This window comes from Candidatus Eremiobacterota bacterium, from assembly GCA_031082125.1.
Lineage (GTDB): Bacteria > Vulcanimicrobiota > CADAWZ01 > CADAWZ01 > Ess09-12 > Ess09-12.
Genome location: JAVHLM010000023.1, coordinates 111,832 through 133,565 on the forward strand (window position 1 = coordinate 111,832; position 21,734 = coordinate 133,565).

The 21,734-nt window shown below is 55.2% G+C and carries 15 protein-coding genes; 5 read left to right on the forward strand and 10 right to left on the reverse strand.

The genetic code is table 11. From position 1 onward, the window contains the following. Positions 1-1,110 (reverse strand): serine/threonine-protein kinase (locus RDV48_22375; protein ID MDQ7825563.1); only part of this gene is annotated, 1,110 nt, incomplete at its 3' end. 259 nt (positions 1,111-1,369) lie between these two features. On the opposite strand from RDV48_22375, the gene RDV48_22380 reads away from it, so the two are divergent. Beyond that, a complete protein-coding gene (locus RDV48_22380; GenBank protein MDQ7825564.1) occupies positions 1,370-2,932 on the forward strand; it encodes a hypothetical protein in 1,563 nt (520 codons plus the stop codon). A gap of 32 nt (positions 2,933-2,964) precedes the next feature. Continuing rightward, positions 2,965-5,787, forward strand: a complete 2,823-nt coding sequence (gene uvrA / locus RDV48_22385; protein MDQ7825565.1) for an excinuclease ABC subunit UvrA — start codon at positions 2,965-2,967, stop codon at positions 5,785-5,787. Here the strand turns inward: uvrA and RDV48_22390 are convergent. Then, on the reverse strand, positions 5,782-6,534 hold the full coding sequence (locus RDV48_22390; protein MDQ7825566.1) for a Nif3-like dinuclear metal center hexameric protein: 753 nt from the start codon (positions 6,532-6,534) through the stop codon (positions 5,782-5,784). The genes uvrA and RDV48_22390 overlap by 6 nt on opposite strands. Before the next feature lie 9 nt (positions 6,535-6,543). Beyond that, positions 6,544-6,714 carry a hypothetical protein gene (locus tag RDV48_22395; GenBank protein MDQ7825567.1) on the reverse strand — a complete coding sequence of 57 codons (171 nt, stop codon included), beginning with the start codon at positions 6,712-6,714 and terminating at the stop codon, positions 6,544-6,546. Between the two features lie 295 nt (positions 6,715-7,009). Between RDV48_22395 and RDV48_22400 the strand changes: the two genes are divergently transcribed. Both RDV48_22400 and scpB read left to right on the forward strand, forming a co-directional pair. Continuing rightward, complete coding sequence (locus tag RDV48_22400; GenBank protein MDQ7825568.1) at positions 7,010-10,369, forward strand: tetratricopeptide repeat protein; 3,360 nt, start codon at positions 7,010-7,012, stop codon at positions 10,367-10,369. A gap of 86 nt (positions 10,370-10,455) precedes the next feature. Then, a complete protein-coding gene (gene scpB / locus RDV48_22405) occupies positions 10,456-11,235 on the forward strand; it encodes a methylmalonyl-CoA decarboxylase (GenBank protein MDQ7825569.1) in 780 nt (259 codons plus the stop codon). A gap of 6 nt (positions 11,236-11,241) precedes the next feature. Here the strand turns inward: scpB and RDV48_22410 are convergent, their stop codons facing one another. From RDV48_22410 to RDV48_22435, 6 genes are all read right to left on the reverse strand, one after another. Then, the gene (locus RDV48_22410) at positions 11,242-13,152 is read right to left on the reverse strand and encodes a DUF3857 and transglutaminase domain-containing protein (protein ID MDQ7825570.1); all 1,911 of its coding nucleotides are present in this window, start codon (positions 13,150-13,152) and stop codon (positions 11,242-11,244) included. Between the two features lie 37 nt (positions 13,153-13,189). Beyond that, the gene (locus RDV48_22415) at positions 13,190-15,145 is read right to left on the reverse strand and encodes a DUF3857 and transglutaminase domain-containing protein (protein ID MDQ7825571.1); all 1,956 of its coding nucleotides are present in this window, start codon (positions 15,143-15,145) and stop codon (positions 13,190-13,192) included. 94 nt (positions 15,146-15,239) lie between these two features. Further along, positions 15,240-16,619 carry an amidohydrolase family protein gene (locus RDV48_22420; protein ID MDQ7825572.1) on the reverse strand — a complete coding sequence of 460 codons (1,380 nt, stop codon included), beginning with the start codon at positions 16,617-16,619 and terminating at the stop codon, positions 15,240-15,242. Between the two features lie 4 nt (positions 16,620-16,623). Further along, complete coding sequence (locus RDV48_22425; protein ID MDQ7825573.1) at positions 16,624-18,573, reverse strand: adenylate/guanylate cyclase domain-containing protein; 1,950 nt, start codon at positions 18,571-18,573, stop codon at positions 16,624-16,626. A gap of 2 nt (positions 18,574-18,575) precedes the next feature. Beyond that, entirely contained in the window at positions 18,576-19,562 is a 987-nt protein-coding gene (locus tag RDV48_22430; protein MDQ7825574.1) for a FecR family protein, read from the reverse strand. Positions 19,563-19,672: 110 nt separating this feature from the next. Continuing rightward, the gene (locus RDV48_22435; GenBank protein ID MDQ7825575.1) at positions 19,673-20,614 is read right to left on the reverse strand and encodes a CsgG/HfaB family protein; all 942 of its coding nucleotides are present in this window, start codon (positions 20,612-20,614) and stop codon (positions 19,673-19,675) included. A 132-nt stretch (positions 20,615-20,746) separates the two neighbouring features. On the opposite strand from RDV48_22435, the gene RDV48_22440 reads away from it, so the two are divergent. After that, a complete protein-coding gene (locus tag RDV48_22440; protein ID MDQ7825576.1) occupies positions 20,747-21,538 on the forward strand; it encodes a class I SAM-dependent methyltransferase in 792 nt (263 codons plus the stop codon). Here the strand turns inward: RDV48_22440 and RDV48_22445 are convergent. Then, positions 21,472-21,734 (reverse strand): HNH endonuclease signature motif containing protein (locus tag RDV48_22445; GenBank protein MDQ7825577.1); only part of this gene is annotated, 263 nt, incomplete at its 5' end. The two genes, RDV48_22440 and RDV48_22445, sit on opposite strands and share 67 nt — an antisense overlap.

Consider the following 21,734-nt stretch of genomic DNA (forward strand, 5'->3'; position numbering starts at 1 on the left):
GGGCTCGGGCCTGGGCTCCTCCTTCTTTGGGGCTTCAGCCTTCACGGGCTCGGGCCTGGGCTCCTCCTTCTTTGGGGCTTCAGCCTTCACGGGCTCGGGCTTGGGCTCCTCCTTCTTTGGGGCTTCAGCCTTCACAGGCTCGGGCTTGGGCTCCTCCTTCCTGGGCTCCTCGGCCTTCACGGGCTCAGGTTTCACCGGCTCTTCCATTCCTATGGCGATCTTTTTCTTGGCGGGCGCCGGTGCGGGCTCAGCGGCCGGCTTTTCCTCTTTCTTCTCGGCTTCCTGCACGGGCGGCGCCACAGCGCCCTTTATCTTGGCAAGGTCGGACTCAAGCTCCTTTACCGATGCATAACGCTTGTCCACCTTGATATTCGTCGCCTTTGACACGATGGAGTTCCACAGGGGCGAGACATCGTTCCTCAGATCGGCCACCTTGGGGAGGATCAGGGGGGCTTTTGTGGGGTCCTTTCCCGTGAGCATCTGGAAGATGATCATGCCGACGGAGTAAATATCGGACCGCGCGTCAGACTGGCCCTTGCCGAAGGCCTGCTCGGGGGGGCTGTAGCCGCGCGTGGAATGAATTACCGTGTCCTTGATCTTGTCGGCCTTGAAGGTCCTTGCCTGCTCGAACTTGGTGAGGAAGATGTTGTTCTTGTCATCATAGAAAATGGACTTGGGCTGCAGATCCCTGTAAATCACCGGCGGTGTCTGGGCGTGGAGATAGTCCAGGATGGGGAGGAGCCGGTCAAGAAAATCCAGGACCTCATCTTCATGAAGTTTCGCTTCATCGATGAGCCGCTCCGCGAGAGGGGTGCCCTCTATATACTTGGTGATGATGACGCTCTCTTCAGTGTCGCTGACGCTTTCGAGGAAGACGGGAAGCCCGGGATGGGTGAGCCTCTGAAGGAGACCGACTTCCTTGAAGACAAAATGCTGCGACTGCTCAAGAAGCTCGGGGTGCTCGGTGTCTATGGGAATAACCCTGATATGTACCGCTTCCTCTGTCTTGAGATCCTTTCCCAGGAAGGATGATTCGAATTCGCCGCCGGGGATTTCCTTTTCCACGCGGTAACGATCCTGATATACTCTGTTCAGATATTTTTCGGACATTACCTCACCTCATCTGCCATGAAAGCCCGCCGCCCGAGGCAGGATATTTCATATTGTGATAGACCTATCTACTGATCTAATGAGAATTCTTCAAAGAGGTATTTGCTCCTTCTAAAATTGAAAATTACTCACCCGGGGAACTTTCGCAAAAAATGACAGGTTCTCCGTTGACATTATAAGATTACGGTGGTACAATCTTCTTGATAGTGAGACGGCAGGGATGCCGCTCAGCGGAAAATACCACGCAACGGGGTGATATATGGACAGAGTGACTCCGGTTAATACTCCCTCCGTGCCTGTTGAAAAGAATTACAGGGCCCTTGAGGCTTCTCTTCCCGCTGAAGAACGCAGTGAGCAGGACAAGATTGAACTGTCAGGCGGAGAGAGCCAGGGCTACCGGGAGCATATGAAAAGCCCCCCGCCCACGGCGGGGAAGGGAAATGCCGAAATCAATGCCATTGATGACAGGATGAAGGGCGGTATCGCCGGGACCGTGGCGGTGCTCGGCTACGAAATGTCCGGCGCCGGCACCTATATCCATGAAACAGCCCATAAGCAAATGGTGGAGCACCTTTACCGGAATGCCCAGGTCACCGTGCAGGTTGACGGCCTTGATAACCTGAAGAGTTTTTTCAAGGAGCCGACGGCAGCAAATCTTGGCCATATTTTTTCGGGGTATGACGCAAACAAGGACGGCGCCGCCGGTGTTACCCACTATACCTACGGAGATGGTCCCAGTGAGCTCGGCACAAAGCTCGGCCCGAACGGGAGCAGGGCAGCCATATCGGCAGCAGGCTGCGTCTCCACCCTTATACCTGACATTGCCGCCTTTGCTGCCGGCTTCAAGCTGAGAAAAGAGCATCCTGTAGCGGGGTACACCCTTATGACCCTCTCGGGGGTGCATCACTTTGCAAATTCCATGTACCCCATCGATGCCGTGCTTCCAGGCCCCAAGTCACCTGGCCATGACTGGGTGAGCTTTTCCCAGGCTACCGGCATTCACCCTGCACTTACCGGCGCAGTTTTTGCCCTTTCACTCCCCGCGCTGGGAGTGGGGATGTACATGCTTGAGAAACGGAGGGAGGAAAAGGCAAAAGACCACGAGGCCCTTGCCCACCTTATTGCGTCTGGTGCCCTTCCCCGCGAAACGCTTGATGCCCGCCTTGAAGCCTATCCCCGGAAGGATAAGATCGATAAGCTTGAGGGGGAGCTCCACAGCCTTGTCACCAGGAAAGACAGCCTCGCTGAGAAGGGATTCAACAAGGAATTCCACTCTCTCCAGAGGAAGCTTGAGAAAGAGTACGAAAGATTCAGCGGGGGCCTTATTGACGAGTTCAGGAACAGGGTCGATGAAGAGAAGACCCGTATGAATGAGAAAAAGGACACTCCTCTTGCCAAGGTGCTCAGCGACAGCCTTGTCATGGTGAAAGATGCCTATCAGAAAGACAAGGTGGGAACATTACTCGAAGGAGCGGGGCTTGCAGGTGGGCTCTTTATAGCAGGAAAAAGTGTGGCAGATGCAGTGAAAGTCTTTGCCCTCAATTCCGCCCCCGCGACCTCTAAAGTGCTCTCAGCGCTTGTTCCCGGCCTGGGGGTGGTGTTTACCGCAGGAGCAGCTTACAAAGCCGCAAAAATAATCAAGAATCCCCAGGTATCCCTCATAGACAAGGCTGCTGCCGCAAGCTCGGCCTTTTTCACAGGCCTCACTGCCGCGGCATCACTTATCCCGGGAGCGGGCCTGCCCCTGTCCCTTGCCGGGATCGCAGGCCTGGTGGGCACTTCTCTCGGCCGCTGGGTGGCTCACAAGGTTTCCGACAGCTGAGACGCACATCCTATAAAAGAAGCAGTTGACTCATGGCAACAGATTCAATCATTATCAGGGGTGCCAGGGAGCATAATCTTAAAAACATCGACCTGGAGCTTCCCCGCAACAGGCTTATTGTCATAACCGGCATCTCAGGCTCAGGGAAATCGACGCTGGCTTTTGATACCATCTATGCCGAAGGGCAGCGCAGATACGTCGAATCGCTCTCTGCCTATGCAAGGCAGTTTCTGGGGCGCATGGACAAGCCTGACGTGGACTATATAGAGGGCCTTTCTCCTGCCATCTCAATCGATCAGAAAGGAGCAAGCAGGAATCCCCGCTCCACAGTGGGAACCGTCACCGAGATTTATGATTACCTGAGGCTTCTTTATGCGAGGATTGGCGTTCCTCACTGCCCTCAGTGCGGGCGGGAAATCTCCGTCATGACGGTGCAGCAGATTGTGGACAGGGTCATGCTCATCCCCCCCGGCACCAGGTTCATGATCCTCTCGCCCCTTGTGAGGGGCCGCAAAGGCGAATATCACAAGCTTATTGCCGGTATAGCGGGGAAAGGGTTCACAAGGGTCCGTGTTGACGGGAGCCTTTACGAGGTCAATGAGGAGATTGACCTGGACAAGAACAGGAAGCACACCATAGAAGTGGTCGTGGACAGGCTTGTGATGAAGGACGGCGTCAAAGGGCGCCTGGCTGAGTCCGTGGAAGCATCCCTCGCTCTCTCTGAAGGACTTGTGATAGTGCAGCTCTCCGATGGCGATGAGTGGCTCTTTTCGGAAAAGCTCTCGTGCCCTCAGTGCGAGATTTCCCTCGAGGATCTCCAGCCCCGCCTGTTTTCCTTCAATTCTCCATACGGCGCCTGCCCTGAGTGCTCGGGAATAGGCACGCGCCTTGAGCTTGACCCCGATATGCTTGTTCCGGACAGGAGCAGGAGCATAGAGGAAGGGGCTATTGTGCCGTGGGGCAAGCCGGTGCGCAGCTTCAGGCATATGCCCAGGGAGAGCTGGTTCTGGGAGCGCTTTTACGAGGCTGCAGGCCGCGAGGGGATTCGCTTTGAGGTGCCCTTTGCCAGGCTTTCCCCGGAGCAGCAGCAGTTCGTGTTCTACGGGACAGGAGGCCGCACGGGCCACAACGGCCATTTCGAAGGGGCGATTCCCAACCTACGCAGGCGCTATCTTGAGACAGAATCTGAATACATCAGGTCCACAATAGAAAAATACATGGCAAGGACCCCCTGTCCCGCGTGCAGGGGAAGCAGGCTCAAGCGTGAGGCCATGGCGGTGACTGTCGGAGGAAAGAATATCGCCTCTCTCACAGAGTTTACCGTGAAAGAGGCAAAGCATTTCTTTGCGTCTCTGGTGCTCTCCCCGAGGGAGGAGGTCATTGCAAGGCAGATTTTCAAGGAAATCAAGGCCCGCCTCTCTTTTCTCTCTGACGTGGGCCTCGAATACCTCACCATAAACAGAGGCGCCGCGACGCTCGCAGGCGGCGAAGCGCAGCGGATAAGGCTCGCCACACAGATAGGCTCAAGCCTTGTAGGGGTCCTTTATGTCCTCGATGAGCCGAGCATCGGCCTTCACCAGAGGGACAACAGGAAGCTGCTCTCTACCCTCAAGGCCCTCAGGGATCTTGGGAACACGGTGATTGTCGTCGAGCATGACGACGAAACGATACGCTCGGCTGACTTTGTCGTGGACATCGGCCCCGGGGCGGGAGTCCATGGAGGTGAAATTGTGGTGACAGGGTCCCCGGGCCATGTGATGAAAGCCCCGGGGTCATTGACGGGACGCTATCTCTCAGGGGACCTCATGATTCCTATGCCGGCTTCAAGGCGCCAGCCTGACCACAGGGTTCTTGCCATCAGGGGAGCGAGGGAGCACAATCTGAAAAATATTGATGTGACGATTCCCCTGGGGCTTTTTGTCTGCGTCACCGGCGTCTCCGGCTCGGGAAAGAGCACCCTTGTCGATGAGATTCTCTACCGGAGGCTTGCCCAGGAATTCCACGGGAGCAGCGAGAAGCCCGGCCTGCACGAGAGCCTCGGCGGCACCGAGTTTGTAGACAAGGTAATCATCATTGATCAGTCGCCCATCGGCAGAACGCCGCGGTCGAACCCGGCCACCTACACCAATGCCTTCACGCCTATCAGGGAGCTTTTCTCGGAGACCAAGGACGCCCGCATGCGGGGATATCTCCCCGGCCGCTTCAGCTTCAATGTCAAGGGCGGACGCTGCGAGTCATGCGAAGGCGACGGGATTATCAAGATAGAGATGCATTTCCTCCCTGATGTGTACGTGCCCTGCGAGGTGTGCAAGGGAAAGCGCTATAACAGGGAGACCCTGGAGGTGCGGTTCAAGGGAAAGAACATTGCCGATGTGCTTGAGATGACCGTGGAAGAGGCCCATGAGTACTTCATCAATATTCCCCGCATCAGGAAAAAGCTCGAGACGCTTCGCGACGTGGGACTGGGCTATATAGGCCTGGGGCAGGCGGCGACTACACTCTCAGGCGGAGAGGCCCAGCGGATCAAGCTCGCCTCCGAGCTTTCCAGGAAAGCGACAGGAAAGACCCTTTACATACTTGACGAGCCCACTACAGGCCTACACTTCCATGACGTGGCGAAGCTTCTTGAGGTGCTCTCAAGGCTTGTGGACACGGGAAACACCGTGATTGTCATAGAGCATAACCTCGAGGTTATCAAGTGCGCCGATCATATCATCGACCTCGGCCCCGAGGGAGGCGATGCAGGCGGCTTTGTCGTGGCAAGCGGCACTCCCGAGGAGGTGGCCGGGATGGAATCATCCCATACAGGGAGCTATCTCAGGAAGTATCTTGAGAAAGCAGCGCTCCCCTCATAAGCCTGTAGGCACGTCAAGCCATGTGATTCTGAGGGGGAACTTCCCGGAAAGATGGCTCCCCAGGGCTCTCACTCCCAGTGTCTCTGTGGCATAATGACCCCCGTAGAGCACATTGACGCCTTCCTCTTTTGCCATATGGTAAATGGTGTGGCTTGGCTCACCCGTGATGAAGAGATCCACCTTTTTTTCCAGGGCTTCCTGGAAATGTGAGGCCCCCCCCCCGGATACAATGGCCACAGAACGAACCACAGGTGCACCAAAGGGGAGAAGGGTGCTCTCCGTCATAAGAGTCCTGTCAATGAAATCTTTCAATGAGGTGCGCTCCTGCGGTGTCCCAAGGATTCCCCACATCCCCAGGTCAGGAGCCTTGCCAGATCCAAAGGTTCCGGACCTAGAGAGAGAGAGGAGATCGCAGAGCTGCGCATTGTTCCCCACAAGGGGATGCATGTCAAGGGGGAGATGAGCGCAGTAAAGAGAAATGCCGGCATCGATCATAAGCTTTACCCTGCGGTATACCATGCCGGTGATGCTTTTCAGCCCTCCCCAGATGAGCCCATGGTGCACAATAAGCATATCGGCACCGGCTTCACCGGCTTTTTCCGCAGACTGCAGGGAGAAGTCCACGGCCAGGGCAAGGGATTCCACTTCGTCACGCCCTTCGATCTGCAGTCCGTTTGCGGAGAAGTCATCTATCTCCCTTACTCTGAGGAACTCATCAAGATATTCAGCAAGGGCAGCTCTTTTCATCGCAGGACCTCATTCTGCCAGGCTATCCTTGGCAGCCTTGTTCATCTTCATGACGCAGGCCACCAGCAAGGCTCTCTCATTTTCGTCAAGCACTCCCTCCCGGGGTTTGGGAAAGGGGGCGGTTACTTCTTCCGGAGAGTGAGCTTCACTCTTTTTCATGGAACCAACACCAAGACCCATAGATATTCCTCCTCTATGAGCCGTCATCCCGCCCTTATTTTTTCTCCATGGCCAGTAATAATCCTTTCAGGCGATTGTATTTGAAGCGATGGTGGATTATAATTGAGATGGTTGCAGTCTTTGTTCTCCAGGAATTGAAAAGTAATAAGGTAAGCAGCAGAGAGGCCCTATGACTCCAAGCAGTGCAGGAACTTCACTTTTGAGTGCGAATGAAATTCATGGGGTAAGGGAACCAAGCAGCAATATTGCCGGTGAAAGGACACTCCCCGCGCAAATGAGCAAAAGAAAAAAGGCTTTGGATCTCTTAAGAGATGCAAAGTCTCTCGATTCTTCTGCTGAAAAGGAAAAGTATCAGGCACTTCTTCTCTCTGCCCGGGACGCCGATCCGTACATGTGGGAGCCCTATCTTCTCCTGGGGCTCTTTTATTTCAAAGAGGAAAAATGGAACGAGGCCCTGGAAAACATCACCAAGTACATCCAGCTCGATTACACCCTTGAGCGCGATGAAAAGAAAGCCCAGAACGTCTATCTCTGCCAGGCCAAGAGCTTTCAGAAGCTCGGCAAGAAGAGCGAGTCCCTCAGGTTCGTGAAGCGGTTCATAGGGCTTTTCCCCAAGTCGAACCTTACCGCAACTCTTGTGGAGCAGGTGTACAGGAAATTTGAGGAGCGCGAGGAATGGCTCAAGAATTTCCAGAAAGGCCATCTCGCCTACCAGAAAGAAAGATTTGAAGAGTCTCTCGGATTTTTTGAAAAGGCCCTGTCGCTCAATAACACCTTTTCCTGGTCCTACTATTACAGGGGACTCTCCTATGAAAAGCTTGAGCGTCATGAGGAAGCTCTCAAAGAGCTTGAAAAGGCTGTCAGGTTTGAGAACGAGTATATTTTCCACTTTCAGGCTGCGAGGATTTACCGGGCGATGGGCAATCTCGACCTCGCGGTGGCGGCCCTCGAGAGCTCCTTCCAGGACAACCCCCATTACCTGCCCGCCATAGTTTTCATGGCAGAGCTCGCGCTTCATGGCAGGGATTTTGAAAGGGCCAGGAGCTCCATTGAAAGGGTGCGGGTGCTGGAGCCTGACTCTGAAGTTGCCGGGAATCTCCTCAAGCTCCTTGAGCACAAGCTCAAGGAGAAGGAAGAGCCCAGAGCGATCAGGGGCGACTCTGACAAAAAGGCTGAAGACATCGTCAAGAAAGCCGAGGAGCAGGCAAAGGCCCTGCTGGACAAGGCCCGCAATGAAGAGCTGAATCTGATGCTCAACGCCCAGGAGCAGTCATGGAACATCGTGGAAGAGGCCCGCGAGCAGTCGCAGAAAGAGCGGGAGAAGGCCCAGGAGGAAGTGAAGGCAATAATCCATAAGGGCCATCAGAAAGTGAAGGAGCTGGAGGAAAGCTCCCGGTCAAAGGCCCAGGAGCTGCTTGACAAGGCCCGCCGGGAAGCGGAATCAATTATTGAGGAGGCAAGGAAGGAAGAGAAGCGCATACTTGAAGGGGCCCGCGTAAAAGAGCAGGAGATCATGGAGAAGGCGAAAGAGAAGGCGGAATCGATGCTTGCCGCGGCCCGCAAGGATTCAGAGGAGATCGGGAAGAGATCCCCGGTGCAGGTCCAGGAGAAGGAGGCTGCACCCGGGGTGACGGAACGGATTAAAGCAGCTCCAGTCTCTCCAGAGCCGCCGGTCCAGAAGACCCCGGAACCCCAGGCAAAGAGCACTTCCAGCACCTCCCAGAGCATGATGCAGAGCAACGCTTTCTTTGACACTCCCTCAATGACTTCATCAACCGCCTCAAATTTCTGGGATGACACGCCGTCCTCGAAGCCGGCAGCCCCCCCTGCCTCTCCTCCTCCTGCTCCCCCCGCCGCTCCTCCCCCTGCCCCCCCCGCATCGTCCGCACTTGAAGGAAACCAGGGCTTTGACGAGCTTGAAGGTGACCTGGTTGATGACGATGATGATGAAGATGAAGATGAGTCCTATGGTGACGGTGAGTTGCCCGATGCTGATCTGATCGACAAGGAACTGGGCCTGTCGCTTGATGATATTCTCGATGAGATTTCCAAGGACATCGATGAGGCTGATGAAAAGCCTGAGAAAGAGCCTCCCGGGGAAACGGCCCAGATGGCCGCGCCGTCCCTTTCAGCGATGATTCCGTCCCTTGATATCCCGGACCTGCCGTCATCGATTGATGGAGAGGTCCCCGCCATTCCTCTCCAGAGTCTCCTTCCCGGTATCGATGATGAGATCCCCGCAATTCCCCTCGACGGGGTTTCCCCGCCCCTGCCGGAGAAGCCATCTGCCCCTCCGCCTGCGGTAACGCCCTCACCGGTGAGACCCGCGGCACCTGAAGCTCAGAAGCTGGCCGAGGCTGAGAAACAGGCTGAAGCTCAGAAGCAGGCTGAAGCCCAGAAACTGGCCGAAGCCCAGAAGCAGGCCGAAGCCCAGAAGCAGGCCGAGGCGCAGAAGCTGGCCGAGGCGCAGAAGCTGGCCGAGGCGCAGAAGCTGGCCGAGGAAAAGCCCCCGCCTCCTCCTGCGCCGAAAGAGAGAATCAGGATGACAGGGGCCCAGGAAAGCGAGATTATCGCCAGGGGCGATCTTGACGGCTTTCTGCAGCTTCTTGACGCTGATATAGAAGAAGAGCCCAAGGCACAGAAGACCGCCAAGGAGAGCAAGGAGACAGCAGAGCTGGTGAAAAAGGCCGAGGAGCATTTTGACCTCACGGAGTGGGATAAGGCCAGGGAGGTATTCCTCCAGGTTCTTCAGAGGGAGAAAGATAACGAAGTGGCATGCTCCCGCCTCTCAGAGATCTATGCCATTAAAGGTCTTGTCTCTGACGTGATTACTCAGAACTGCGAGCTGGTAAGGATACTTCACGCAAGCATGCAAACGGACAGGGCGCTGGAGGTGGCGCAGAGAACCATCGGCCTTGAGCCCCAGGGATTCAAGATAAGAATGAGCAAGATTCTCATTTACAAGAAGACGGGCGACATAGAGCACATGGTCAACGAGACCATTGCGCTCACCAGGATATACTCTGAGCAGGGGATGGGCGACAGGGCCATCAAGCTCGTGAGCAAGCTCCAGGAATGTGCTCCCGATAACCTGCAGGTAATACTCATACTTGCCGATTCCTACACGGTGGAAGGCGATATTCCCAAGGCCGTGCAGCAGTATAGAAATGTTGTTGAAAGGCTCATAGAGTCAGGCAACACTGACAAGGCCATTGAGACGCTGAGGAAGATAAAGGCCCTTTCAGCCGGTGACGCCGCCATTCTCATGAAGCTGGGCTACCTCTACCTTGAAGCGAAGAATTATGACTCTGCCGAGTCGGAATTCAGGGCCGCCCTCAAGCTGAATCTGAACGATGTGAATGCCCTCAAGGCTCTTGGCACCGTATGCATGGAAAAAGGCGCTTTCAGGGACTCCATCCTGGCCTTCAACAGGGTCCTTCAGATGGATCCCTCGGAGATATTCGCCAAGGAGCAGATCGGAAACATTCATAAGCTCACAGGCAACAAGGACCTCTGCATCAAAAACTACCTGGAAGTGGCCCGCGTCTACCAGGAGAGCGGCAACACCGCCAAGGCCCTTGAACTTTACCAGAAAATCCTTGAGATCAACCCCGACCACGAGATTGCTGCCGGAGAGGCGGCGAAGCTGAAGTAATTCCGGCCATTAAGACTGCCGCCCTGCGGTATAGACAGCCTGCGCCCTCCATGGCGCAGGCCTATCATTATAAAGGAGGACTTGAAGTGAACACGATCACCACGGAAATCGACGAGCACATCGGCACCATCACCATGTGCTACACCAAGAAAAGAAATGCCCTCTCCAAGGAGCTTATCGAGGATATCATCGGGGCGCTCAGGGATTTCGAGGAGAAGAAGCTCCGCGTCGCCATCCTGAGAGCCGAAAAAGGGGCAAAGGTATGGTCGGCAGGCCACGACATCTCGGAGCTCGCGAAGCCTGGGCGTGATCCGCTCGCTTACGGAGACCCCATGGAGTCGGTGCTGAGAGAAATTGAAAGGTTCCCTGCTCCTGTCATCGCCATGATAGAGGGAGGGGTGTGGGGAGGGGCCTGCGAGATGGCCTTCACCTGCGATATCCTCGTGGGAACCAATACCGCCACCTTCGCCATCACGCCCGCAAAGCTGGGAGTGCCTTACAACCTCAACGGGATACTCCATTTCATGAACATCGTGGATATCTCGACGGTCAAGGAGATGTTCTTCACCGCCCAGCCCATCTCGGCCGAGAGAGCCGAGAAACTGGGGATCCTGAACCATATCGTGGCCCCTGAGGAGCTTGAGAGCTTCACCTATGGCTTTGCGAGGACTATTGCGAAGAACTCGCCTCTTACCATCCAGGTCGTCAAGGAGCAGCTCCGCATCCTGTCAAAGGCCCACGCCATGAGCCCTGAGACCTTTGAGAGAATCCAGGGCCTCAGGCGGAAAGTCTATGACAGCGCCGACTATAAGGAAGGCCTCCAGGCCTTCCTGGAAAAGCGCCCCCCCATGTTCAAAGGGGAATAGCCCCCCTTATTTCTTGAGCAGGATAAGGTTGTTCTGTGCCAGGTCGAGGGACTCAAGATAACGCTTGAAGGAAGGGTAGAGCGCCGGGCTCACCTGGTTCTCCTTGAATTTTACTTCGCGGCGGTAAGAGAGCTCCCGTGACGAGGGATTGAACCGGCACTTGAGGGAGATGTCAAGGTAAGGCTCGCTGACGGCGATATCCCCGGGGATATAAAGGGGCCTGTACCCGGGCGGGATCTTGAGCAGGAGCTCGTAGGAGATTTCGCTCGTGCTCCCGAGCACATAGGGGTACTCTCTCGCGGAGAGGCTGGGCGAGTACGGGATCCTCGAAAAGCCGAAGGGCATCCTGGGCACCTTCAGGATCATCAGGTTATCCTGAATCACGGCGAACTCCCTGGCGTTGACGGCGACGGAGAGCTCCATGTTCTTTGAGAGATCGAGGGCATCGCCGCTCCTGAAGCTTGCCGCCTCGGCATCAGGGCAGAACTCCTCGATTTTCTGCTCGAAGTACATCTTGAGCTTTTTACCCCTCAGGTGGTAAAAAGTGCCCCTGGCGCTCGAGTCATAGATTCCTGAGGTTTTCGACGAGAGGGTGCCGGCAAAATCTCCCCTGTCATTGAGGGTACCGCTCACAGCGTTTTCCGACCTGTCGGTGATCGGCGAGTAGCCGCGCCGGGGGGTGAACTCGGTGCCACCGGCCTTTACCACGAGGGCCTCGGCGCCGATGCGGTTCTCCACATAGCCGAACTGCGCCATCTCAGCGGAAGGATCGAGGAGCACGTACTCCTTTCCCCGCGGGAGCGCCACGTATACCGAGTCAAACTGCTTGAGGGTGGGCACGTCCTTTGCAAGGGGAAGAAAGTGGTCGTTCACCAGGGCGGGGCATGCTTCCACGCCGCAGGCCTCCAGAAGCGATATGAAGAGCACCGCCTTGTCCCTGCAGTCACCATACTTGTTCTTGATGACGACGGCAGCCTTGTGGGGGGTATAGCCGGCATCGCCCAGGGGAAGGCTCACTGCCCTTACCTTCTGAGCCATATAGATGGCTATGGCCTTGATCTTCTCCTCCCGGGAAGAGGCGTTCCCCGTGATCTCCCTGGCCAGGGCCGTCACTTCAGGCGTCACTTTCGCCGCCTCAAAGAATTTTCCCGAGAAGGGGCGCGTGGCCTCTTCCCATGAAGTGGCGGTAGTGAAGAGCATGTTATGGGCCACTGCCGGCAGGGGAGGCATGCTCTCCTCTCTCTTTATCTGGGGAACCTTGCTCACCTTGAGGGTGTAAGTGGTGGTACCGTCCTTTTCACCTGAGGCGAACTCTTCCCTTTTCCCGACAAAGCTCGCGGAGAGCTTTGTCCCTGTAGGTACCGTGGCGGTGAATACCTTGTCAAGAAGGGGCTCATCAAGCTGGAAATAGACCCTGTCGCTCACGTAGAGGTTTTCCTTCAGGTCAAGGACTTTCCGATAGTCCAGCAGGAGCGTCACGCCGGGGTCCACGACGGGGAATGAGAAGACACGGTTGAGAAGGTTTGAATAGATAGTCGCGTCGGCAAGCTCAGCCGGCGTAATGTCGTTTATGGCTTTTTTCTCTATTTCCATGAAGGTGAGATCACCCTTGTAAGTTCCCCCCCTGTTGAAGATAAGCTGCTCGGTCTCTGTGTCGTAAGGCACCTGCTGGTCGCTGTACTTTTCCCTCCCGTGCTTGTTGAGGACCTTGATAAGGTACCTCGTATCCTCGGTGGCCTTCTGGCCTTTCACCTCGTAGATCTTCTCCGAATAGAGAATGAGGCCGTTCGCGTCGGGAAACTGTGACCCGTCGGGGGCGCTCTTGAGAATCTCATTGAAATCAACGGCAGTGACAGCCGCGGTGAGCAGCACCGCCAGGAGCAGCGTGGCGGCAAGGGTTCGTATGCTTCGCATCATCAGATTCCTCCTTTTCCTGTTGCATGGAGAGCGGGTTTCAGCGCTTCTTTTCCAGGATCACCATCTTGCGGGTGAAGGCCTTGAGCTCCAGGGCCGCTTTCCTGAGATCCTGGTATTCCTTCGGCGAGAGTACGGTCTTCTCTATGCGGCAGTCGCTGTGGCATGTGATTGTCGAGCCTTCAAGCTTTGTCTCTATCGTGACGGAAACGGGGCCCTGCCTGAATTTCATCGAGGGCGGTATTGAGACGATACGGTACGAAGCGGGGATGATGAGGGAGCTGTACTGCTCCGTGCCGCATGTAGAAAAGACTCTCATGGGATACTTTCTCTCCTTGAGGGTCGTGTAGTCCCTGAAGATGTTTGCCGTCACAAGGTCAAAGGGGGAATTTGAAAGGGGAATGGAAAGGAGCATGAAGTCTCCTGCCGGGGCGCCGTAGTCCCTCGCGTTCAGCTTGAAGGAGAATGAATAGGGCGCCGCAAGATCGACGGGGTTCCCCGACTGCACGTCGCTGATGACGGCCTTGGGGTGAAAGCGGGTGCCCAGGCGCGAGAGAAAACGGCTGAACTGCACGGCAGGGTAAGAGTTGTTCACCGAGCGGAGCACCAGGTCGTAGTAGCCTTTCCCCTTCACCTGCACTGTGCCCGTGAGGGAGCCGTCTTCCTTGAGCTCAGTGCGGGCCGAGATGGTTCCCAGGCTTTTTTCGGCAGGCACGGGTGGCGCCAGTACCAGGTCATTTCCTTCCCTGGAGAGAAGGAGCACGTGCTTGTCGCCTACATAGGTCTCCCCGAAGGACGAGGAGAGCTCAAGGGTAGGGTCCATGTAAATAATGGAGCCGTTCTTGAGGGCCACGGCGCAGATGGCATGCTGGAAGTAAATGGTGGGGACCTCGGTGACGGTGGCCACGTTCACGTTGATAAGGGTATCGAAGCTTGTGACGCCGATCTCCTTGAGCATGGCCATCATCAGGATTGACTTGTCACGGCAGACGCCATATTGCTTGTCGAAGGTGTACGTGGCCTGGTGGGGCTCAATAAAGGCCCCCACGTCCATTGATGAGCCCATGTAGCGTATCTTCTGGGAGATAAAGCGGAAAATGGCAAGGATTTTCTCCTCATCGGTAGCAAGACCTGCGGTGAGCTTCTTTACTGTCTCGCGGAGCGCCGGGCTCATATCCACTTTCCCCTCGTTGAGGGACTCGCCGTAGGCCGAGAGCTCCTTCCAGCTCTTGAAGGTGCTTACAAGGACCTTGACTGCCACATCACCAAGGGAGACCATGCCGCTCTCTGAGATGATCTGCGGCATGTTGCGCCCTTCCCATGTGTAAACGGCCAGGGCTCCCTCCTTGCTCTCGGAGAAAGCCAGGGTGCCGTTTTTTACCACCGTGCGCAGCGGCATGCTCTTCGGCCCTCTCACGGTGACCTTCTTGTGCAGGACGGGCTGCCCTTCCTGGAAATAAAACTCGTCGGAGTAATTGTTCTTGAGGAGGGCCTTTGCCTTCGTCACGTTGGTGTACTCAATGGTGCACCCCACGGCGAGGTTGGGGATGGTGACGGTCTTCTGCCTGAAGTTTTCCTCGAAGATGTTCATCTCCTGCGTTTCCGGCGAAGTGGTGTCCTTGATGGCGGAGGCGTCGATGACATGGAAGGTGCCGTCGGGGAATATGACGCGGGCCAGGGGGATCTCTATCTCCTGGTAACGGCGGTGATAGGAGAAGGAGAGTGTTGAGTAGTTCTTCTTCCCGTTTTCCGTGAGAATTTTCACAAGGGAATGGCTTGTCGTGGTGGTGTCGCCGTTCTCCTTGAACTCCACGCTGACGTCCTCGGTGAGAGTGAGCACGTCGGCGTCGGGGTATTCTGCCGTGCCTCCCGAGCGGTCCATGAGGGACTTGATGTCGTCAGGCACCTTCTGCTCCGACGCCCATGCATGATGACAGGCCAGAGAGAGAGAAAGGCAGAGTGTCATAATGAGGAAAAGAATACCCAGTCTTGCCATGGTGCACTGCTCCTTTGCTGATGAATATGGGGAGTCTTTTACAGCTTTATGGTAACTCTTTCAATAGAAGGCCCTCTTTTCCTTCATTGCCTTTTCAGGGCTCCCATGCCCTGATGCGTTCCAGGGCCGGCGAGAGCTCCGCCATAATCTTATCCCTGTCAGGGATCCGGGGCTTTCTGCCGCCGACCATTGAGAAGGCAACCGAGGAGGGGAAGGCCTTTTTCACAATCCAGGCGTACACAGAGTCATTGTCAAGGTAAAGGGAGGTGCTGTCCCTTCCGTCCAGTGAGAGGGCGATGATATCGGCGTGCTTTCCCTTCTCCAGGGACCCGGTCTTTTTCTCTAGGCCGATGGCGCGGGCTCCTTCAATGGTGGCCATCGCGCACATGGCATGGCACGAGAGCGTGGCGCTTTTCCGTGCCCTGTGGCGCTGAAAGCACATCAGGGGGAGGAGCTGGCTCAGGATGTCGAGCCTGTCGTTGGTGAGAGGGCCGTCAGTCCCCACGCCCACAGGGATGCCGGCTTTCTGCATCTCTGCCACGGGGGCGATCTCCAGGCCTATCTGGGTATTGCAGATGCCGTTATACGAGGCGCCTGCGCCGCAGGCAGCCATGGCCTCGATGTCGCTCTCCTCAAGGTAGATGCAGTGCGCCAGGAGCACTCTCGGGACATTGAATATGCCGATTCCTGCCAGATGAGCAAGCGGTGAGGAGGTCACCGAGGGGCGGCTCCGGTAGAAGCTTGAGGGAGGCGCCGCCTCTTTGTCGCGGGGCTTCCCGGCCTCGTCCGGCGTCTCGCAGCAGTGCATGAGCAGGGGAATTCCCAGGTCCCCCGCCAGGGAAGAGCAGGAAAGCAAAGTCTCATCATCACAGGCATAGGCCGAGTGAGGGGCCACGGCAAGCTCCTGGAGGCGCTCACCGGCGGGAGGAAGCCTTTTATGGAGCTCCCGTATGTAAGAGAGCGCTCCCCTTGCATCCCGGCCCGACGGCGCCGGGAAGTCGCTCATCACCGTCTCGCCTATGACGGCCCGGAGCCCGGTCTCAGAAAAGGCTTTGATCATCTCTTCGGCCTCGTAGTACATCTCAACGGTGGTGGTTACCCCCGCCATGGCAAGCTCGCGGCATCCAAGGAGCGTGCAGTAATAGACAAACCCAGGCGTTTTCAGGAATTCTCTCTCAAGGGGGAGCATGTAGCGGAAAAGGACATCGTCGAAGGGGATCCCGTCAGGCATTTTCCCCGCGTAGCCTATCATGGGCACGTGGCCGTGGGTGTTGATCATTCCCGGCATGACAAGGTGCCCTGCAAGGTCGTGGATTTCGGCGGCTTCATAGCGGCTTGTTATAGTCTCGTAGGGCCCGATTTCCTCAATCATGCCGCTGTGGATGGCGACGGCCCAGTCCCGGTGGAGGTCTCTGTCACCCGGGGCCATGGTAATGAGGTACGGGGCCTTTATCACTGAATCGGCTTTTTTCATGGCATCAGCTCTTTATCACTTTTTCCAGGCGCTTGAGGGTCTCGGGCCTGACAGCCCTTACACGGTGGAGCATCACCTTCTGCACTTTCCCCTTGAGGGGCATCTCCTTGAGGGGATCGCTCTCGATCTCGTCCTTCACCTTCACGTAACAGCTGTCGCTGATGGTCACCAGGCTGTCGAGGTCCTTCGAGAGGGCCTGGATGCGTGCCGCCGTGTTGGTCGTGTCGCCCATCGCCACGAGCTGCGCCTTGCTGTCACTGCCCACGACGCCCTCGGCCACGGGCCCTGTGCAGATGCCCACCCCCACCTCGAAAACCATGCCCTTGACAAGGCCCCACTTCTCGCGGAGCCCGGCGATTGCAGCCTGCATCTCGAGGCCCGACTTGATGGCGAGCAGCGCATGCTCCTTCTGCCCGTCGATAACGCCGAATCCCACCATCTCGGCATCGCCCAGGTAGTCCAGGATGGTGCCCCTGTTTTTATCGAAGATCTTGTTCATCTCCGTGTGGTATTCCGTCATCAGCTTCGTGAGCTCAACGGGTGAGAGCTTCTCGGAGATGGTGGAGAAGCCCCTGATATCGGCGAAGATGATGGTGGCCTCGACCTCGCGGGTTCCCACGTGAGCCCTTGTCTCGTCCTTGAGGATCTCCTCGCCGAGGCGGTGTGAGACAAACTGCCCGAAGTAGGAGATGAACTGCTTGCGCTCATAAAAGATGAGGGCGATGAAGAGGAGGAGGAGGCCCGTGAGGGGTGTATAAAGATTGATGAGAGTATGGAAATAAATGAATGACAACGCGCAGATGAGGACCCATAGACCGCAGAGACCGCAGAAAAAAAAGATTCTTATGCTCCATTTTATTGGCCTGGAAAAGATAAATGCCCCGAGAAATAAAGGGACAAGGGGGAGCAACCAGTCAAAATAGGCATTATAACCTGTAAAAGCATTATTAAGAATGGATGATATGGCAAATGCATGGATAACGCCACCTGGCATCTGATCATCATCGCTCTGATCTTCTGCTGCCTGTCTTGAGTAGGGGGTATAAAAGGTGTCATGGGGGTCAAGGCTGTTATATATAAGAACAATGCAACCCTTTACCCTGTTCCTGATGGTTTCCAGAAGTGCCTTCGAGGTTTCACTTCTTTTCTCGTCGAGTATTATGCTTATGGGCCATTCCTGCCCCAGCTTGATAAATTGCCTTCTTGATCCTGAATAATCAATCATCATCCTGTAGGGAAATTTTTCATCGCTTGCCTTGATGAATGGTATGGAAATATCTTTTAACTGCATTGTTGAAAAGAAACCGTTTTCGTCTGTTGTAATCGGCTCTTTTTCGTAGTCTTTGAAAAGTTGGACAGAAAGGAGGCTCAGTGAGAGGCAGTAGATATTCTCATCGAAGCTTTTCCTTGTATCTGTGAGAGGATTCATATATACCAGAGGCAGATAGCGGTATACTTTCCTGTCCGTGACGACCACGTGACCAAAATAAGCGCCGCTTTCCTTGAAGCTTTTTGGTGGTTCTTCAGGCGCCATTTCATTATAGTCCCAGGGCTGCGCAAGTATGACCTTTCCATGATTTCTTATAGATCTTATGAACTCTCTGTCTTCACTGGGGATCTCTTTTCTCATGTAGAAATCAAATGCGATGACTTCTGCCCCTGCTTCTTTGAGAAAGTCCACCACTTTTGCATAAAGGATTCGATTCCATGGGAAGGGGCCATATTTATCAGTATCACTCCTGTTTATGGATAAAAGGCATATATTGCGGTGAGGTGGTCTTTTCCCGAAATTCACCATGAGATCGTCCCACCATGAGGAGTTAAAGCTGGCAAGTATTCCCCATTGATTGATGGCGATCATGAACAGGAAAATCAATATGGCGCAGAAAAAGAGGAAACCAGCCCTCCCTAATTTCTTCTTGTCCTTTTTTTTATCGCCTTTCTGAGACAACATAATTATTTAATGGGATTAGAATCATAGGTCGGTTCAGAGAGAAATTTTCTTTCCTCATTTTGATAATAAGCTTTGTATTTTATGAGCTCGGTTTCTGCAATCTGCAGCTGAGCCTGTCCCTGTTGGAGGTACTGTTGCTGATGCTGGGGCACCGTCGATACAAGATATTGGAGCAGAATGTGAAAGGCACCTTTCATGGCATTATGGCCTCTCTGGAACATAGGATCAGGCACCATGGAATCAAGAAGATCTCTTGCCTGGTTAATTTCTTTCACCTGCTGCTGTGCTGCTATCAGAGAGCCTCCGCTGCTCTGTTTTATTCTTACGGCATTATCAAATGCCTGTTTAAAACTCTCCATGGCATCAACGTATTTGTTTATCTGGTTCTGCCACATGATGAGCTTTTGAAACTGCACTATTCTCGGTGCAGAAATTGTGGCGGTCTTGGATTTCGCCATTGATTGCTCAGAACCTTTTACTCTCACTTTACCCTTGCTGTTGGAAAATAGAACTTTCCCTTCAGCGACTGTAAGAATGCTCCCTGCGCTCTTGTCCACTTCCATCTGCAGTTCAGTCCCTTCAATCGCTGCTGCGCCATGGGGCGATCCGAACTCAAAATTCGCATCCTGCCGGGTCATTTTTGCGAAAACTTTGCCAAACCATAAGAAGATCCCCTTCTTGGCATTTTTTTCCTCTATAGTAATCTTCGTGTTCGGTCCCATCTTTACTTCAGAATTATCTTTCATAAGAAGGACTGCCTGTGATCTCCCGTCAGTGATGACTTGGTCATTACTTATGAGAGCAGAGCGGACCTTGGCATTTTTTTCCTGGTTGTCCCTTATAACAGTGAGGCGGCCATAAATATTGCACACCATTGCGAGAGTCTTGGGAGCCGCGTAACTCTGCATGTAAAATGATAAAACCAGGACCATCATTAAGCATAAGACTATAGTAATACGGATTACAGCTCGGTGAGATAAGAGTTTCACGGAATGATCTCCTCTCGACTATTTGAAACCGGTTATTATAACCTCGAGAAAAACTACGCAATAAAAAAGAAAAGGTGTAAAAAGAAGTGTTACACCTTTTCTTTTTGCATTTATTTCTGTATTATTCTGTCATTTGCCTGGATGGGATCGCCTGTTCCTGAAGACTCGCATTCTGTCATGGAGTCATCCACATTTTTCGCTTCTATTGTGGTGATGCTGCTGTTCATTGTCTTTGTTTCGCCCGTTCGGGGATCCTTGAATGACTTGGGGCGCGTTACTTCAAACTTCATCCCTTTGACAATGCCGTCTTTTCTCCCAAGGCTGATATACACTTTGGTCCCGTCGGTATTAATCACGTACCCCTCGAGCTTGGGCTTTGCGGCAAGCTCCTTGAACTTGGCCGACTCGAACTGCTTTATGAGCTCGTCGGCCACCTCGTAGAGGCCGTTGCCCAGTCCCGATTCTATGGTCTCGCCGCCTTCGCTGCCGCCGCCGGTGCCGCCTATATAGAAGGAGCCGCCGCCGGACTTCACGGGGATCTCCTTGCGCACTTCGAAGGGCGCGCATGCCATGCCGGTGTTCACATCAACGGCGCGGGCGTTCACAGAGACCCTCACCTTCTTGTTGCCCTTGTTTGAGCCTGAGGCGCCGATTCCGAAGCCGATGGACCAGCCCCCGCCGCCGCCGGAGTCAACACATGAGAACTCGGTGACGGTGCCGAAGATCATATACTGGGCGCCCAGGAGCCTGCCCACCTCGGCGGCCGTCTCGGCGGTGACCTCTCCTGCGATGCCCAGGTTGTGCTCCTGCATTATCTTGTCAAGGTTCTCTCTCTCGAGAACCACGTATTTATCTGACTTGATGAGCCTTGTGGTGAGGATTTCCGCCATTGAGGGGCCGGGATCAAAGCCGCCGCCCCACCAGTGGCCGATGGTGGAGCCGGTCTTGAAGGGGAACACGGCAAGCCTCTTGGGATCCTGGCTATATGCCGTGCAGGTGAGCGCGAAGGCAAAAAGCATGAAGAATATCACTACCGGGACATACTTTCTCATTACTTCATTCCTCCTTGGTATTTGTCTGTCCACGGAGGATTTCTCCGGCGGGGCCCAATATCCTGCTCGGGAAGAGGAGTTGCCGTGCCTCTGGCGAAGAAGCACCTTGGAGAATTCCGGCAAGGGGGGTCAATGCGCGCACTCAAATTTCCCCTCTCCGACGAGACCCCGTGGGGGAGCGATCCCCTCTGGGACAAGGAGTATGCTGAAGGACTCATCGCACAGTGGGACGAGGGAACCTCCCAGGCGGTCTTCATCCTTGAGAAGACCGAGGTGCCCTCAGGCGGCAGGGTTCTTGATCTCGGGTGCTCCGTGGGCCGCCACACTCTTACCCTTGCCCATGGGGGCTGCCTTGTCACCGGCATTGATATCAGCCACTATGCCATAAGGAAAGCCGAAGAGATCGCCCGCATGAAAAACCTTGCCCCCGAGCTGATCCACGGCGATTTCCGGGCCGTGGAGTTCAAGGGGCCGTTCGAACTGGTCCTCCTGCTCAACAACACCTTCGGTCTCTTCAGCGAGGAGGAGAACCTTGCCCTTTTCGGGCGCGCGGCAGCGGCCGTCGGCCCCGGGGGATTCCTCGTGATCCACACCCACAACAGGGAGCACATCGTGGAGAGGATGGGCTTCCAGAAAGGCCTTGGCAGGAACTGGGAAGAGCTTGAGGGGAAGCTCCTCTCGCGGGCTTCGTCCTTCGATCTCCTCAGGAGCCGCTATAACCAGTGGAGCGAGTACATGATCCTGAAGACAGGTCAGAAAGTAGAGGAGCCAGTGCACTCCATAAGGCTCTACAGCCTCTGCGAGCTTGCCGGCAGGCTCGCAGGAGCGGGCTTTTCCATCGCCCATGCCTTCGGCGATTACGAGGGATCGGAATACACCATCATCTCCGAGGAGATGGTGGTCTTCGCGAAGAAAGAGGGTTGAGGGGACCTCGAGCCCTTCTGATAGACGAGGAAGGGGGGGCCTTCCGAGAGTGAGCCGAAAGTAAAGGTGAGTTCGTAAGGCGCCCTGCCCCTCACGGCGAGGGTCCGCAGATCGTGGAGAAGATGGAGGTGGCAGGCCTCGCAGAGCACGATGAGGTTCCACTCGTCATCGGTGCCGCCCTGGGAGCGCCTGATGA

Excerpts from the sequence above, each read along its gene's own strand:
- RDV48_22380 (MDQ7825564.1), top strand. The coding sequence starts at position 1,370 with ATGGACAGAGTGACTCCGGTTAATACTCCCTCCGTGCCTGTTGAAAAG.
- uvrA (MDQ7825565.1), top strand. The coding sequence starts at position 2,965 with ATGGCAACAGATTCAATCATTATCAGGGGTGCCAGGGAGCATAATCTT.
- RDV48_22390 (MDQ7825566.1), bottom strand. The coding sequence starts at position 6,534 with ATGAAAAGAGCTGCCCTTGCTGAATATCTTGATGAGTTCCTCAGAGTA.
- RDV48_22395 (MDQ7825567.1), bottom strand. The coding sequence starts at position 6,714 with ATGGGTCTTGGTGTTGGTTCCATGAAAAAGAGTGAAGCTCACTCTCCG.
- RDV48_22410 (MDQ7825570.1), bottom strand. The coding sequence starts at position 13,152 with ATGATGCGAAGCATACGAACCCTTGCCGCCACGCTGCTCCTGGCGGTG.
- RDV48_22415 (MDQ7825571.1), bottom strand. The coding sequence starts at position 15,145 with ATGGCAAGACTGGGTATTCTTTTCCTCATTATGACACTCTGCCTTTCT.
- RDV48_22420 (MDQ7825572.1), bottom strand. The coding sequence starts at position 16,619 with ATGAAAAAAGCCGATTCAGTGATAAAGGCCCCGTACCTCATTACCATG.
- RDV48_22425 (MDQ7825573.1), bottom strand. The coding sequence starts at position 18,573 with ATGTTGTCTCAGAAAGGCGATAAAAAAAAGGACAAGAAGAAATTAGGG.
- RDV48_22435 (MDQ7825575.1), bottom strand. The coding sequence starts at position 20,614 with ATGAGAAAGTATGTCCCGGTAGTGATATTCTTCATGCTTTTTGCCTTC.
- RDV48_22440 (MDQ7825576.1), top strand. The coding sequence starts at position 20,747 with ATGCGCGCACTCAAATTTCCCCTCTCCGACGAGACCCCGTGGGGGAGC.